General features: G+C 64.0%; 11 protein-coding genes and 1 other RNA gene. 2 read left to right on the plus strand and 10 right to left on the minus strand.

Annotated features, from left to right (window positions below; all coding sequences use genetic code 11):
• Positions 1–5 precede the first annotated feature (5 nt).
• The 4 genes from AAHK21_RS05280 to dnaX form a co-directional block, all read right to left on the minus strand.
• A complete protein-coding gene (locus AAHK21_RS05280) occupies positions 6–2,150 on the minus strand; it encodes a type I secretion system permease/ATPase (RefSeq protein WP_367856642.1) in 2,145 nt (714 codons plus the stop codon).
• A 125-nt stretch (positions 2,151–2,275) separates the two neighbouring features.
• A complete protein-coding gene (locus tag AAHK21_RS05285) occupies positions 2,276–3,700 on the minus strand; it encodes a TolC family outer membrane protein (protein WP_367856643.1) in 1,425 nt (474 codons plus the stop codon).
• A 294-nt stretch (positions 3,701–3,994) separates the two neighbouring features.
• A complete protein-coding gene (locus AAHK21_RS05290) occupies positions 3,995–4,330 on the minus strand; it encodes a YbaB/EbfC family nucleoid-associated protein (RefSeq protein ID WP_023632783.1) in 336 nt (111 codons plus the stop codon).
• Positions 4,331–4,394: 64 nt separating this feature from the next.
• Entirely contained in the window at positions 4,395–6,461 is a 2,067-nt protein-coding gene (gene dnaX / locus AAHK21_RS05295) for a DNA polymerase III subunit gamma/tau (protein ID WP_367856644.1), read from the minus strand.
• Positions 6,462–6,592: 131 nt separating this feature from the next.
• Here dnaX and AAHK21_RS05300 point away from each other — a divergent pair, with 131 nt between their 5' ends.
• Positions 6,593–7,402 carry a substrate-binding periplasmic protein gene (locus AAHK21_RS05300; RefSeq protein WP_367856645.1) on the plus strand — a complete coding sequence of 270 codons (810 nt, stop codon included), beginning with the start codon at positions 6,593–6,595 and terminating at the stop codon, positions 7,400–7,402.
• Here AAHK21_RS05300 and AAHK21_RS05305 read toward each other — a convergent pair.
• Positions 7,363–7,857, minus strand: coding sequence for a DUF2938 domain-containing protein (locus AAHK21_RS05305; RefSeq protein WP_367856646.1), 495 nt, complete (start codon positions 7,855–7,857; stop codon positions 7,363–7,365). The genes AAHK21_RS05300 and AAHK21_RS05305 overlap by 40 nt on opposite strands.
• Positions 7,858–7,942: 85 nt before the next feature.
• On the opposite strand from AAHK21_RS05305, the gene AAHK21_RS05310 reads away from it, so the two are divergent.
• On the plus strand, positions 7,943–8,377 hold the full coding sequence (locus tag AAHK21_RS05310) for a helix-turn-helix domain-containing protein (RefSeq protein ID WP_367858959.1): 435 nt from the start codon (positions 7,943–7,945) through the stop codon (positions 8,375–8,377).
• Here the strand turns inward: AAHK21_RS05310 and AAHK21_RS05315 are convergent.
• The 5 genes from AAHK21_RS05315 to zipA all read right to left on the minus strand — a co-directional run bounded on the left by AAHK21_RS05315 (position 8,331) and on the right by zipA (position 14,472).
• Positions 8,331–10,277, minus strand: a complete 1,947-nt coding sequence (locus AAHK21_RS05315) for a hypothetical protein (RefSeq protein WP_367858960.1) — start codon at positions 10,275–10,277, stop codon at positions 8,331–8,333. The two genes, AAHK21_RS05310 and AAHK21_RS05315, sit on opposite strands and share 47 nt — an antisense overlap.
• 23 nt (positions 10,278–10,300) lie before the next feature.
• A complete protein-coding gene (locus AAHK21_RS05320; protein WP_367856647.1) occupies positions 10,301–10,690 on the minus strand; it encodes a hypothetical protein in 390 nt (129 codons plus the stop codon).
• A gap of 163 nt (positions 10,691–10,853) precedes the next feature.
• Positions 10,854–10,950, minus strand: an RNA gene (gene ffs / locus AAHK21_RS05325) — signal recognition particle sRNA small type.
• A 188-nt stretch (positions 10,951–11,138) separates the two neighbouring features.
• Positions 11,139–13,481, minus strand: a complete 2,343-nt coding sequence (ligA, locus tag AAHK21_RS05330) for an NAD-dependent DNA ligase LigA (RefSeq protein WP_367856648.1) — start codon at positions 13,479–13,481, stop codon at positions 11,139–11,141.
• A gap of 100 nt (positions 13,482–13,581) precedes the next feature.
• Positions 13,582–14,472 carry a cell division protein ZipA gene (zipA, locus tag AAHK21_RS05335; RefSeq protein ID WP_046856479.1) on the minus strand — a complete coding sequence of 297 codons (891 nt, stop codon included), beginning with the start codon at positions 14,470–14,472 and terminating at the stop codon, positions 13,582–13,584.
• Positions 14,473–14,653 lie beyond the last annotated feature (181 nt).

Consider the following 14,653-nt stretch of genomic DNA (forward strand, 5'->3'; position numbering starts at 1 on the left):
GGCCACTATCCTTGTTGCAAACGGTGCAGGCGCGAGTAGTGCCCCGCCTGGTGTTCCAGCAGTCGCGCATGAGTGCCCTGCTCGACGATCTGCCCACGATCCATCACCACGATCCGGTGGGCATCGCGCACCGCCGACAACCGGTGCGCAATGATGATGACCGTGCGGCCCTTGCAGATGGTCTGCATGTTCTGCTGGACGATGCGCTCGGACTCATAGTCCAGCGCACTGGTCGCCTCGTCGAAGATCAGGATCCGCGGGTTGCCGATGAGCGCCCGGGCAATCGCCACGCGCTGGCGTTGACCACCGGACAACGAAGCACCATGTTCACCGACGATGGTGTCGTAACCTTCCGCCAGCTCCAGGATGAAGTCATGCGCACCGGCCATCCTGGCGGCATGCATCACCGCCTCCAACGGCGCGCCGGGATCGCTGAGGGCAATGTTCTCGCGGATGCTGCGGTTGAACAGCATGTTGTCCTGCAGCACCACGCCGATCTGTCGGCGCAACGACGAGACATCGGCCAGTGCCAGGTCCATGCCGTCGACCAGCACCCGACCTCGCTCGGGTACATAGAGGCGCTGCAACAACCGGGTCAGTGTGCTTTTGCCCGACCCTGAGCGCCCAACTACACCAATCACCTCACCGGCCTTGATGTCCAGGCTGACGCCACGCAATACCTCGGAGCCGTCGGGCCGGTAGCGGAAATGCACCTGGTCGAACTCGATGCGCCCCTTGAGTGTGGGCAACGCGCTGCGGGTCGCCTGCGACAGCTCGGTCTGGGTGTTGAGAATATCGCCCAGGCGCTCGACCGAAACGCCCGTCTGCTGGAAATTGGTCCACAACTGAGCCAGGCGCATGATCGGCTGGCTCACCCGCCCCGCGAGCATGTTGAACGCAATCAGCTGGCCGACGGAAAGCTGCCCATCGATCACCAGGCGCGCACCGAGCCAGAGTGTTGCCACGGTCACCAGCTTGCCAATCAGGGAAACACTTTCATTGGCGATGGTGGACAGGGTCTGGGTCTTGAACCCGGCACTGACATACGCTGCCAGCTGGTTGTCCCACTTGCGCGTCACCTGTGGCTCGACCGCCATCGACTTGAGCGTGTCGATGCCATTGACCGTCTCCACCAGAAACGCCTGGTTCTCCGCACCGCGGGCAAAGCTCTCATTCAGCCGCGCGCGCAGCATCGGGGTGATCACCAGCGAGACAACGAAGTAAAGCGGCAGCGACAACAGCACCACCAGTGTCAACCAACCGCTGTAGAAGAACATCACGGCGATGAACACCACCGAGAACAGCACATCCAGCAACAGCGTGATGGCATTGCCGGTCAGGAAACTCCGGATATTCTCCAGCTCACGTACCCTGGCGACCGAGTCACCGACGCGCCGGGCCTGGAAGTACGACAGCGGCAGCGTCACCAGGTGCCGAAACAACCTGGAACCCAACTCGACGTCGATACGGCTGGCCGTGTGGGCAAAGACATAGCTGCGCAAACCACTCAGGATGGTTTCGAAGAGCATGATGCCCAGCAGGCCGGTGGCGATCACATCCAGCGTGGTCAAACCGTGGTGCACCAGCACCTTGTCCATGACCACCTGGAAGAACAACGGCGTCAGCAACGCGAAGATCTGCAGCACGAACGATACCAGCAAGACTTCGCCAAGCAGCTTGCGGTACTTCACGATGGCAGGAATGAACCAGGTGAAATCAAATCGGGACAACTCGGCCGCCAACGATGCCTGGGAGCGCAGCAGAATCATTTCGCCACCCCAGCGTGCATGCAGTTGCTCGGCATCGAGCAGTTCCGGGCGCTGGGACAGGGGATCGTGGATCAGCACCTTGCCCTGATCGATACGAGCAATGATGAAAAAGCCCCCGTCGCTGTCGCAGGCAATGGCGGGCAATGGCGTTCGCGCCAGCCGCTCGAAGGTGGTGCGGATCGCCTTGGCTTTCAGGTCGAGCTGACGGGCCGCCAGCAGGATCTCGGCCCTGCCGAAGGCCTGACCCTGAGCGAGATACTCATGGGCCAGTTGTTCGGGTGAAACCGCGAGATTGTGAAAGCGCGCCAACATGGCAAGGCAGGCCAAACCTGTGTCGAGTGCGCCTTTGGGTTGGGCCGCGTCGGCCCTGGGTCCTTGCATAAGTGCTTCCATGCTGGTGAATCGTCGAATACACAGGAGGATATTGCCGACGGCGTGCCCCGAACACGGGTGGGCACACGCCCTCTCATACCTGAACAAGGTCAGGCATGGCGGCGAGGTTCTGGCTAATGTCGGGATAATCCCGCAACGGAGGCAGACATCAGCTCCGGCGGTAGAAAGTCGCGTTGTGGCTCGTAGTCAGCTTTCAGATAGTCGGCGAGCGACTGCAGATCATCGGCGGCCAGCATGCCGGCCGCCTGTTTCAATCTCAGGTTATTGAGGATGAAATCGTACCGGGCGTTGTTGTAGTCGCGCACGGCCTTGAACAACTGGCGTTGGGCATTGAGCACATCGACGGTGTTACGCGTACCGATATCGGCCCCGACTTTCGAGGCCTTCAACGATTCCTGGCTCGACTGTATCGTCTGCCTGCGCGCGTGGATCTGCTCGATGTCCGAATTGACTGCACGAAAGAAGTTGCGCGCATCGAGGACCACTTCCCGGCGTTGACCCTCTCGCTGCTCTTCACTCTGCATCAGGCGTTGATAAGCCTCGCGCGACTGTGAGCTGGTGCGCCCACCGTTGAAGAGCGGAAGGTTCATTTCCAGGGCGACGCTGCTCTGGGCGACATTGCCGCGATAGCCGTCGAGCCCGAAATCGCTTGGGTTGTTATAGCCAAAACTGTCATTGTCGCCACGTCGATAGGACACCACCGCATCGACGGTCGGGGCGTGGCCGGCGCGCCGCTGGCTAAGATTTTCCTCTGCGGCCCGCACGGCATAGTTGTTGGCCAGCAGCGTCAGGTTCTGCCCCAACGCCGCATCGACCCAGGCTTGGGTGTCATCGGGAACCGGGGCATGGATGGGCATCTGGTGGCGCATGCCTTCAATGCTCGCGTAAGATTTGTTCGTCAGACGAATCAACTGCTCAAAGGCATCGTCCACCTGTCGTTGCGCCAGTTTGCGATTGGCCATCGCATTGTCGTAGGCCGATTGTGCGTCCAACACATCGGTAATGCTCGACAAACCGCCCTTGAGCCGAGCCTGCGCCTGGTCGCGCTGCTGCTTGAGCGCGTACTCTTCGGCACGCGAGGTGGCGTGCTCATCGGTGGCGCGCAACGTCTCGAAATAGACCTCGGCGGTCTTCAAGATCAGTTCCTGCTCCTTCGCCGACAACTCCAATGCCGCTTGCGCAATGCTAGTCTTGGCCGCTTTGAGCTCAAACCAGAAAGCGGCGTTAAAAAGCGGTTGCTTGAGGTTGGCCTGAACCGTCGTGCCGCTACGCGCCCGGGTCAGCTCGGGTTCGTCGCGGGTCAGGCGGGTTGATTCGACAGTCGAGCCGACACTGATGGCGGGCAGCAGATTGGCCCGAGCCTGGGGCAAGGCCTCCTGGCGGGCGGCAAAATCGGCACGGGCAGCGGCGATTTCAGTGTTGTGCTCGACAGCTTGCCGATAGACAGCCATCAATTCGGCGCGGTCCGAGCCAGACGCGGCCAGGGTACACGAGGAGAACAGCCAGGCTAGAACGACGACCTGTTGAGCGCGAAACATGAACACATCCTTTTGAGCACACCCAGCATCCTGCTTACCCGCAAACCTGCGTCTTTGGATAGTTGGCACCGAACGACTCGGCATACAACTGGACAGTTTCGAGAAATGGCACATTGCCATTTGAGGGGTGCGGCATACTATGCGATCACCGCGGGCAAAATCAATTACGAACCATTGCTGTTTTTCGCGCTTCGATGTCTTTTTCGAGAGGCAACAAAAACCCGATGCGAGCATCGGGTCTTCGAGGGCCCAACGCCTATCAGACGGGGCACATGGCGTTGCCTGAACAACGACTCAGAACGGCATCTTGAAACCAGGCGGCAGCTGCATGCCAGCGGTCATGCCACCCATCTTTTCCTGGCTGCTCTGCTCGATCTTGCGCACGGCGTCGTTCAGCGCGGCGGCGATCAGGTCCTCGAGCACTTCCTTGTCGTCAGCGTCGGTCGACATCAGGCTCTGGTCGATGCTGACGCGCTTGACGTCGTGGCGACCGGTCATCACCACACTGACCAGACCGCCACCGGACTGGCCGGTGACTTCCGCATTGGCCAGCTCTTCCTGCATCTTCTGCATCTTTTCCTGCATCTGCTGAGCCTGCTTCATCAGGCCGGCCATGCCACCTTTCATCATGGGGTATACCTCGATTGGGTCATGTGATGCGGCCCGGCACAAGGCCGGCCGCATGGTTATCCGTTCATTGGCCCTGGCTGGCCAGGGCGTCTACAGGCTCAATAGTATCCTGCCTGACCGTCGCGCCGAACTGCCGGATCATCTGCTGGATGAGCGGGTCCTGTTCGATCGACACCACGGCGTCATGCTGGCGTTCGGCGCGCTTGCGCGAGGCGGCCTGGGCCGGGGTTTCCTGCTCGGGGCGGATCAGCTCGATCTTCAGGCGGATCTCGCGGCCCAGTTGCTGGTTCAGTGCGTCGTTCAGCCTGCGCTGCTGCGTCGAGTTGAACAGCGCACCCTGCCCCGGGTCCAGGTGCAACAGCCAGTCATCACCCTCGGCGGCGATCAGCGTACAGTTTGCGGCGATGTTGCCTGTCATACCGGAGACAGGCAACTGTGGGAATAATTCCAGCCATTGCAGGGCCAGGCCGGTCGCGGGCATGGCCGCCGGCAGTGGCTCCGACGCCTGGGCAGGCGCCTCTTCCTGCACGTGCTCGGCCAGCTCGTCCAGGTAGCTGAAGCCAACCGGGTCGCTGTCGGGCGCGTAGTAGTCCTCGTCCGCCGGCGGCTCGTCGTCGCGCTCCATGCCCGCCGGGCTGTAGGCCGACGGATCGAACGGCGGCTCGTCATCGTCCGGCTGCTGGCTGGCGGCCTCGACCGCGGGTGCCGGCTCGGGCAACTGCTCGGGCACATCCGGCGCCGGAGTGGCGACCGGCTCCTCCCACGGCAGGTCGATGACCTCCTCGACGGGCTGCGGCTCGGGCTCTGGCTCCGCTGGCGCTTGCGGCGCCTCGACAACCTCGGCAACGGCCGGCACCTCGACGACTGGCGGCTCGGCCTGTATGGATGGCTCAGCCACGGGCTGCGGCGCGACCACTTCAGCCACAGGACTGGCGGCAACGGACGGCGCCACGGCCACAGCCGCTGCCGCCACCGGTTGGGTCGGATCAGCTGTGGCCTGGCTGATCCCCGTCGGCTTTAGTACCGGCCTCGGTGCGTCGTCGGTATCGGCCGGGCGGAACGCCAGCATCCGCAGCAGGACCATCTCGAAACCGCCGCGTGGGTCCGGCGCCAATGGCAGGTCACGGCGGCCGATCAAGCCCATCTGGTAGTAGAACTGCACGTCTTCGGCCGGCAGGGCCTGGGCCAACGCCAGCACGCGGTCACGGTCGCCCTGGCCGTTGTCCACCGCTTCCGGCAGGGCCTGGGCGATGGCGACGCGGTGCAGCACATTGAGCATTTCCGACAGCACGCCGTTCCAGTCCGGGCCTTGCTCGGCCAGGTCACGCACCGCGGCCAGCAGCGCCCGGGCATCGCCTTCGAGCAGGGCCTGGAGCACGCCATACACCTGGCCGTGGTCGAGAGTGCCGAGCATCGCACGCACGTCGGCGGCCAGCACCCGCCCCTCGCCAAAGGCGATGGCCTGGTCGGTCAGGCTCATGGCGTCGCGCATGGAGCCGTCGGCGGCGCGGCCGAGCAACCACAGGGCATCCTCCTCGAACGGCACGTTCTCGGCGCCCAGCACGTGGGTCAGGTGCTCGACCACGCGCTCCGGGCTCATGTTCTTCAACGAGAACTGCAAGCAGCGCGACAGGATGGTCGCTGGCAGTTTCTGCGGGTCGGTGGTGGCGAGGATGAACTTGACGTAGGGCGGCGGCTCTTCCAGCGTCTTCAACAGGGCGTTGAACGAGTGGGTGGAGAGCATGTGCACTTCGTCGATCAGGTAGACCTTGAAGCGCCCGCGGCTCGGCGCGTACTGCACGTTGTCGAGCAGCTCGCGGGTGTCCTCGACCTTGGTGCGGCTGGCGGCGTCGATCTCGATCAGGTCGACGAAACGGCCCTCGTCGATCTCCCGGCACACCGAACAGGTACCGCACGGCGTCGAGGTGATGCCGGTCTCGCAGTTCAGGCACTTGGCGATGATCCGCGCAATGGTGGTCTTGCCCACGCCCCGGGTCCCGGTGAACAGGTAGGCATGGTGCAGGCGCTGGTTGTCCAGGGCGTTGATCAAAGCCTTGAGCACATGGGTCTGGCCGACCATTTCGCGGAACGAGCGCGGACGCCATTTACGTGCAAGAACCTGATAACTCATCAAAAAACCATCGTGACCGGAGCGGGCGGAAAGAGCGCTAATGCTAGCGGAGCGGGGCCGAAATTGCACCCTGCCGATCTCGTCTAAGCTCAGTGACGGGCACACGGACGACGGATCAGGGAGGATGAGGCGTGCGGCGAGTCCTGGCCATCCTGTTGTTGTGGGTATTGTTGTGGGCCACCCACGGCCTGGCGCAACCGCCGGTGTTGCGCTTCTCCATCGCCGAAAGCTGGAGCATGCCGCTGATGCGCATCGAGGACCAGCAGCCAGCGGAAGGCATCCTGCTGGAGCTGATGCAGGCCATCGCCAGGGAGGTCGATGCCCGCCCCCAGTACCATGTGCTGGCGCGCCTGCGCCTGCAGGAGGCGATGCAGGCCGGCGAAATCGACGTACGCTGCTACGTTTCCACGCAATGGCTGACCGATCGGCCCGGCGACTATCTCTGGAGCATCCCGCTCATCGAGCAGCGCGACCTGCTGGTCGGCCGCCCCGGCGACAGCGGCCCCGTCAGCCCGGACGCACTGCCACCCCAGGCCATCGGCACCGTGCTCGGCTACACCTACCCCACGCTCGAGCCGCTGTTCAGCCAGGCCCGCCTGCAGCGCGAAGATAGCCGCAATCAGTTGCTGGTCCTGCAGAAACTCCAGGTCGGGCGCTTGCACCATGCCGTGAGCAACCAGCTGTCGCTGCAGTGGTACAACCGCTCCCTGCCCCCGGCTCAACACCTGCAGCCCCTCGCCGTGCTTGAAGAACAGGCGCTGGGCTGCATGGTGCGCAACGACCCCCAACTGCCGACCCAGGCGGTGCTCAGGGCGTTGGTGCGGATCAAGCAGTCCGGGGAAATGCAGCGGATCGTCGAGCGTTATACCGAGCCCCATCCGTTCGCAGGTGACGACAGCCCTCAAGTACCCGCAGCCGCGACACCCAGTGCCGCCAGGTAGAGGCCCAAACCGAACACGCAGTGCGTCGCCAGGCTGCGCAGGCAGCTCTTCAAGGGCGCGGGTGTGTTCGTCGCAAAGTACCCTGCCCCCAACGCAGGCTGCACCACGCACAACGGCACGAGCACCGAGACCACCCCGAACAGCAAGGCTGGCCACAGTGTCGGCCCGCGCAACCACCCCTCCCCTGCAATAGCCGCCAGCAGCGCCGCGAACACCAACCCTGTGGCGTAGTGGAGCAACCAGCCCCACGCCAGCTCCCCCCTGACCGGCGCAGCCTTGCCAATCGCCGCATGCCGCCAGCGCCCCGCGAACAGGTGGCCCGCCCAGCGCCCGACCATCGCGTAGTTCAGGGTGGTGACACCCAGGCGCCTGAGCAGCAAGGTCCACAGGTCCATGACCAGGGTGGCGCCGATGCCGATGAACAGGATGGAAAGCGCAAGCGAGGAGATGGTCATGACGAGAGCCCTTGGCAGATTGACGGAAAGATCGATGCCAAGCAGCATGCAAGTTGAAGTCGACTTCAAGTCAAGAGGGGTTGCAATGGACATTACCGATGTCGCCAGGCGCACCGGAGTGCCGGCGTCGACATTGCGTTACTACGCGAACAAGGGGTTGCTCAGATCACTGGCCAGCCATGGGCAACGCCGCCAGTTCCCACCAGACACCCCCGAGCGCCTGGCGCTGATCGCGCTGGGACAGGCGGCTGGCTTTTCGCTGGACGAAGTAGGCGCCATGCTTGACGAGCAAATGGTCGACCGCGAGTTGCTGCTGGCCAAGGCCGACGAGATCGACCGCCGGATCAAGCGACTGCAGGCGATGAGCAAGGGGTTGCGCCATGCGGCGCAGTGCCCCGAAGAGAGCCATCTGCAATGCCCGACCTTTCAGCGGCTGATGCAGGTGTCGGCTAATCAGGGCAGGCGTGGAGGCCTCAGTAGCCGTGCAACTCGCGGAACGGCTGGCCCTTGTGGTAGTTGATCCACTCTTCCACGTCATACGGCAGGTACAGCTGCCGACGCGCCCGCGACAGGGCGATGTACACGGCGCAGATCCGCGCATCGAAGGCGTAGGCGTCCTTGAAGCGGTCGGTGGTCATCAGTTCCGGTGTCAGCAGCACCTGATCGAACTCCAGGCCGCCGGCCTCCTCGGCCATCAGCAGCGTCAGGCTGTCGGGCCGCGCAGCGATGCGCGCGTCCAGCAGCGTCAGGTCCGCAAGCTTGAAACCCGCCTCAAGGCGCGCCTCGACCCAGAGGAACGCGGCATCGAAACGCTCGGACTCACGCACCTGCTGCCAGTCGAGCAGGTGCGCGAAGTACGGATGCGGCCCTTCGGCATCCTGCCCCGGCGCATAGAACGCGGCCCTGAACAGGCCGATCGCCGTGACCATGAAGCGGCGCATCTGCGGCCAATCGGGGAAATTCAACAAGCAGTTGGACTCGGCCAACTCCATGGCCCAGCGCATCGTGTCCCAGCGCGAGGCGGTCAGCACAACGCAGCCCTCGGGCGGGACGAACCCTTCGGGGAAGTGCTCGATGCCGACATCGACATGGCGCGCAGCCTCGAAGGCAACCTTGGACTTCTTCGAATGCACCCCGATCAACGGGTTGATCAGGCGTTCCACCTTGGGCCCGCTACGCACGGCAAAGGCCATGTCCTTCTGGCGCACCTGACGCTCGCGCCTGACCACCTCGCCGGAGGCCTTCTGATATTCATCGCCCAGGGTGATCAGCACCTGGCGGCCTCGCTCGATAACCTGCAGCAGCGAGGCCGGCACGTCCTGGCTCTCGTCGATGATCACGTGGCTGAAACGCCCCGGCACGCTGCAACCAGCCAGGCTCGCTCGTTTGAGCAGCAGCAACGCCTCGAACCCGGTCTGCGCGCCCCAGGCCGGTTGCGCCTCCAGGTAGCGCCATAGCCGGCTGGCGTACTCGAGCAGGACCTGGGCATCGACGGCGGAGAGCGCTTGGCGAAAATACGGCAGATGACGATTCGACAGGCTGTAATCCCGAGAATCGCAGTAGTTGCGCAGCACTTCCAGGCAGATATCCAGGGCATGCTCGGCGTCGTACTGGCGCAAGCCGACGATCCCCAGTTCCTCGGCCAGCCTGCGCTTGCCGGGACCGCGCTGCGCCGTCCGGGCGGAAACTGACCGGGTATCCTTGAGCAGGGCGCGGGCGAACTGGCCGAAGGTCATACCGACCTTGGCCTGCTCATCCAGCCCCATGCGTCGACGCAAGGTGCCGAGCTTGGCCGGCGTGCGTGCCAGGGCCAGCACCCGGCCACGGGGCAGGCAGTCCATCAGCGCGCCAAGCAGGTAGCTCTTGCCGATCCCGGCATAGCCCTGCACGTGGATGTCTTCGTCGAGGTTGGCCTGGATGACCTTGAGCAGCTTGTCCTGCTCGACGGTCAGCCAGCGCTCGCTGTCGAAGCCAGTTGTCACCCGCTGGCTGAACGGGTTGTCACTGTGATGCAGGCGAATGCGGTAGTCGAAATCCCACTTGCCATCGGCCAGCAGGTATTCCCGCGCCTGGACCTGCTCCGCGTCGAGCAGACGCAGCTTCGAAGCCTTGATCACCTCAAGGCCGAAATAGAGCTTGCGCGCATCGAACAGCCTACGGGCCTCGGACAACAACCCCACGCCAGGCGAATGCGCGCCATCTACCGCCCATGCCAACAGCTTGCCCAGCACCTTTTCCGCCGCTCGCGCATCGACCTGGCCCTGTGCCTGGGCCAGGTTCTGGATCACCAGCACTGCCGCCAACTCCGGCTCGCCCAGGGTGTCGAGCGCCAGCGCGCCGTCGGCCAGCAAAGCCTGGCACACCTCTGCGGTGACCGGCAGGTACACCGGATGGGAAAAGTCGAAGTGCTCGGGCTGCATGTCGGTACGGGTCCGGGGATCACTCAAGGTTTGTCGGATTCAGCGGCCTGCCCCACCACCAGGTCGAAGCGGTAGGCACCCAACGACCCAGACATGTCGCCGGGATGGCTGACACCCGCCTGCGGTGCGTCGAGCACGCCATCGAGCTCATGCAGGGCCAGCTCCAGCAGCTTGCGCAAGTCACGCACCGAGCGCGCCGACACCTGCAGCTCCAAGGCCACCGCGTCAGCCTTCACCGCCACTGGCGCAGCCGCTTCCTCGAGGATGCGCTCATGCTCTTCTTCCATCTGGTCGAGCACCTGGGACAACTCCAGCACGCGCTCGGGACTGGCGGCCATCTGGTCCTTGATTTCCAGGCGGCGCATTTGCCACTCGCGGATCTGTTGGCGGGTGAGGTCGTCGACATGTTCCACGGTCGCTATCTCCTGGCCGAATGGGCCGACACGATGGGATGCATGATAAGGCGCTGCGCGGGATCGTGCAGGCGGAAAACAGTGCGAGGGTGTAAAGAAACGCGTCTGATGTGCGACGCCTGACAGGTACGCCGGAAAAATCCTGCGCCCAAAATGGAGGCGGCCCCACCAGCCACACCCCGGCACTCGATGTTCCCGCTATGGCTGCTCCCTTCCGGGCCTGACCAGGTTAACGGGTAATCAATGCGGGGGGACCGATGGGGCCACCACGACGGCTCGCCAGCTGACGAGCCGCGCCATTGTACAACGCCAGGGCGAAGTTACAACCTTTGATCGTGAAAAAACCATCATTTCTCAAGGACTTGTGGCAAATCCATCGCGGGGCGAGCCCGCCCCCACGTGCGATCACCCGTGGGAGCAGGCTTGCCTCGCGACAAGGCCACCGGCCTCAGACGTCGATTCCGCGCTCCGTAAGGAAGCCCACGAAGGCATCCTCGTCCATCACCGACACGCCCAGCTCGCTGGCCTTGGCAAGCTTCGAGCCCGCGCCGGGCCCGGCCACCACGCAATGGGTCTTGCCGGACACTGAACCCGCCACCTTGGCTCCCAGGCTTTCCAGCTTTTCCTTGGCAACATCGCGGCTCATGCGCTCCAGGGTACCGGTCAGCACCCAGGTCTGGCCGGCCAGCGGCAAACCCTCGGCGGATTTCTTCTCGCACGACCAGTGCATGCCGAAGTCCAGCAACTGGGCTTCGATGGCACGGGCCAACTGCTGGTTGGCCTCGACCTTGAAGAACTCGCGCACCCCGTCGGCGGCCTTGGTATTCAGGGCCTGGCGCAAGTCGATGCCATCGGCGGCGATGATCTTGTCCAGGGTGCCCAGCTTGTCTACCAGCTTCTCGGCACCGGTCGGGCCGACCGACGGGATATCGAGCTTGGCGAGCATCCCGGCGAGGGTGGTGCTGGCGGCGAACTCGGCGCCCAGCTCACCTTCATCCTGCAGTTGCATACCGCTGTCCAGCAGCTGCTTGATCACCGCACGGTTGTGCTCGTCCTCGAAAAAGTTATGGATCTCGTAGGCGACTTCCAGGCCGATGTCCGGCAGGTAGGTCAGCACCTGCGGCAGCGCCACTTGCACCCGCGCCAGGCTGCCCAGGGAGCGGGCCAGGACCTTGGCGGTCTCCTCGCCGACATCGGGGATGCCGAGGGCGTAGATGAAACGCGCCAGGCTCGGGCGCTTGCTAGCCTCGATGGCTTCGAGCAGCTTGCGGCTGGAGACCTCGGCAAAGCCTTCAAGGGCGACCACTTGCTCGAATTCCAGCTTGTAAAGGTCGGCCGGCGAGCGGATCAGGTTTTCATCAACCAGTTGCTCGACGCTCTTTTCGCCCAGGCCATCAATGTCCATGGCCCGACGCGACACATAATGAATGATCGCCTGCTTGAGCTGGGCGGCGCAGCTCAGGCGCCCCACGCAGCGGTACACCGCGCCTTCGCTGGTGGTTTCCTTGCCCTTGCTGCGCTTGACCAGCTGGGTGCGCTCGACCTGCGAGCCACACACCGGGCATTGGCTCGGCACCTGCACCGCGCGAGCGCCCTCCGGGCGGCGCTCGAGCACCACCTGCATGACTTGCGGGATCACGTCGCCGGCACGGCGGATGATCACCGTGTCGCCAATGCGCAGGCCCAGGCGTGCGATCTCGTCCATGTTGTGCAGGGTGGCGTTGGAGACGGTCACACCGGCCACCTTGACCGGCTTGAGACGGGCCACTGGAGTCACCGCGCCAGTTCGCCCGACCTGGAACTCGACATCAAGCACCTCGGTGAGCTCTTCCATGGCCGGGAACTTGTGGGCGATCGCCCAGCGCGGTTCACGGGCACGGAAACCCAGCTCACGCTGGGAGGCCAGGGCATTGACCTTGAACACCACTCCATCGATCTCGTAAGGCAGGCTGTTGCGGCGCGTACCGATGTCCCGGTAATAGGCCAGGCACTCGTCGATACCGGCGGCGTGCCTGAGCTCGCGGCTGATCGGCAGCCCCCAGGTCTTGAGTTTCTCCAGGATACCGATATGGCTGTCGCCAAACGGCTCGGACACCTGGCCGACGCCATAGCAGCAGAATTCCAGCGGGCGGCTGGCGGTGATCTTCGAGTCCAGTTGGCGCAAGCTGCCGGCGGCGGCGTTGCGCGGGTTGGCGAAGGTCTTGCCGCCGGCCTCGGCCTGGACCGCATTGAGCCGGTCGAATCCGGCCTTGCTCATGTACACCTCGCCGCGCACTTCCAGCACCGCCGGCCAGCCCTCGCCCTGCAGCTTGAGCGGGATGTTGCGCACGGTGCGCACGTTGGCGCTGATGTCCTCACCGGTAGTGCCGTCGCCGCGGGTGGCGCCCTGCACCAGCTGGCCGTCGCGGTACAGCAGGCTCACCGCCAGGCCGTCGAGCTTGGGCTCGCAGCTGTAGTCGACGGCCGCCTGATCGCCGCCCGGCAAATCCAGGCCTTCGACCACGCGGCGACCGAAGTCGCGCAAGTCGTCTTCCTCGAAGGCGTTGCCCAGGCTGAGCATCGGTATCTCGTGACGCACCTGGCTGAAGGCCGCCAACGCCGCGCCGCCGACGCGCTGGGTCGGCGAATCCGGTGTCACCAGGTGCGGGTGCTCGGCTTCCAGCGCCTTGAGCTCATTGAACAGGCGGTCGTATTCGGCATCGGGCACACTGGGTTCGTCGAGCACGTAGTAGCGGTAGTTGTGCTGGTCGAGTTCGGCGCGCAGTTCGTGGATTCGGGATTCGGCGTTCATTTCTGGTCTTCTCTTGCAAAGCAAAAGAGCAGCCCCTGGCTGCTCTTTCGTTTCAATCATCGCGGCGCGGACCGAGGCAGGGTCCGCCCGCTCGGGTGTATCAGCGTTTCTGCGTCAGGGCGCGGCGCTCGAACTCGACGATGCGCTGGCGGTAGTGCTCGATGGTCTGGGCGGTCAGCACGCTGCGCTGGTCATCCTTGAGCTCGCCATTGAGCTCGTGGGCCAACTTGCGGGCGGCGGCGACCATCACGTCGAAGGCCTGCTTGGGGTGACGCGGGCCTGGCAGGCCGAGGAAGAAGCTCACCGCACGGGTGCTGAAATGGTCGATGTCGTCCAGATCGAACACGCCGGGCTTGACCGCATTGGCCATGGAGAACAGCACTTCGCCGTGGCCGGCCATGCTCTCGTGGCGATGGAAGATGTCCATCTCGCCGAAGCGCAGGCCGCTTTCCAGGATGTTCTGCAACAGCGCCGGGCCCTTGAAACCGCCTTCGTCGCGGGAGATGACGCTGATCACCAGCACTTCTTCGGCCGGCGGCAGCTCCTTGGCCGGCGTGGACGCGGCAGTAAAACCACTGTTGCGGGTGTTGTCGGCGGCGAAGTCGTCGTCGCCAGTATCGAACAGGTCCGGTTCACGCGGCTCGGCGGCCAGCTTCAGGTCGCCCTGTTGCTGCTCGCTGTTGTTGCGCTTGCCGCGCTTGGCCTTGGCCGGTTTGGCTTCACGCTCGCGTTCGCGCTCCCGCACCGGGGCGCTGACCGATGGCAGGTCGCTCTCATCCAGCTCGGGCTCTTTATGGGTTTCCAGCACACGCGAAGGGCCGAGCACCTCGGCGCCGCCGCTGTCGTCGTCCGGGGCGTTGGCGTAGCTACGGTCCAGACGGAACTTCAACTTGCCCTTGCCGCCGCGCATGCGGCGCCAGCCGTCGAAAAGAATACCGGCGATGACAATGATGCCGATGACGATCAGCCACTCGCGCAGACCGATTTCCATGTAATCCCGTGCCTCTATAAAAAATATGCTTGAAAACAAAGGCTTCAAAGGCCTTTAACACGTGGCGCCAACTCTATGTTCTGACAGGCGTTTTACCCACGCAAAAAACAAGTGACATTAAGCTAGCACGACCAAAGGCAACTTTACACCGTCTGTCGCGTCTGCTGAGGCTTTTGCCTAC

The organism is Pseudomonas sp. TE50-2, from assembly GCF_040813665.1.
Lineage (GTDB): Bacteria > Pseudomonadota > Gammaproteobacteria > Pseudomonadales > Pseudomonadaceae > Aquipseudomonas > Aquipseudomonas soli.

Coding starts and splice junctions, on each gene's coding strand:
- AAHK21_RS05280 (WP_367856642.1), bottom strand. CDS start 2,150: ATGCAAGGACCCAGGGCCGACGCGGCCCAACCCAAAGGCGCACTCGAC.
- AAHK21_RS05285 (WP_367856643.1), bottom strand. CDS start 3,700: ATGTTTCGCGCTCAACAGGTCGTCGTTCTAGCCTGGCTGTTCTCCTCG.
- AAHK21_RS05290 (WP_023632783.1), bottom strand. CDS start 4,330: ATGATGAAAGGTGGCATGGCCGGCCTGATGAAGCAGGCTCAGCAGATG.
- dnaX (WP_367856644.1), bottom strand. CDS start 6,461: ATGAGTTATCAGGTTCTTGCACGTAAATGGCGTCCGCGCTCGTTCCGC.
- AAHK21_RS05305 (WP_367856646.1), bottom strand. CDS start 7,857: ATGACCATCTCCTCGCTTGCGCTTTCCATCCTGTTCATCGGCATCGGC.
- AAHK21_RS05310 (WP_367858959.1), top strand. CDS start 7,943: ATGGACATTACCGATGTCGCCAGGCGCACCGGAGTGCCGGCGTCGACA.
- AAHK21_RS05315 (WP_367858960.1), bottom strand. CDS start 10,277: ATGCAGCCCGAGCACTTCGACTTTTCCCATCCGGTGTACCTGCCGGTC.
- ligA (WP_367856648.1), bottom strand. CDS start 13,481: ATGAACGCCGAATCCCGAATCCACGAACTGCGCGCCGAACTCGACCAG.
- zipA (WP_046856479.1), bottom strand. CDS start 14,472: ATGGAAATCGGTCTGCGCGAGTGGCTGATCGTCATCGGCATCATTGTC.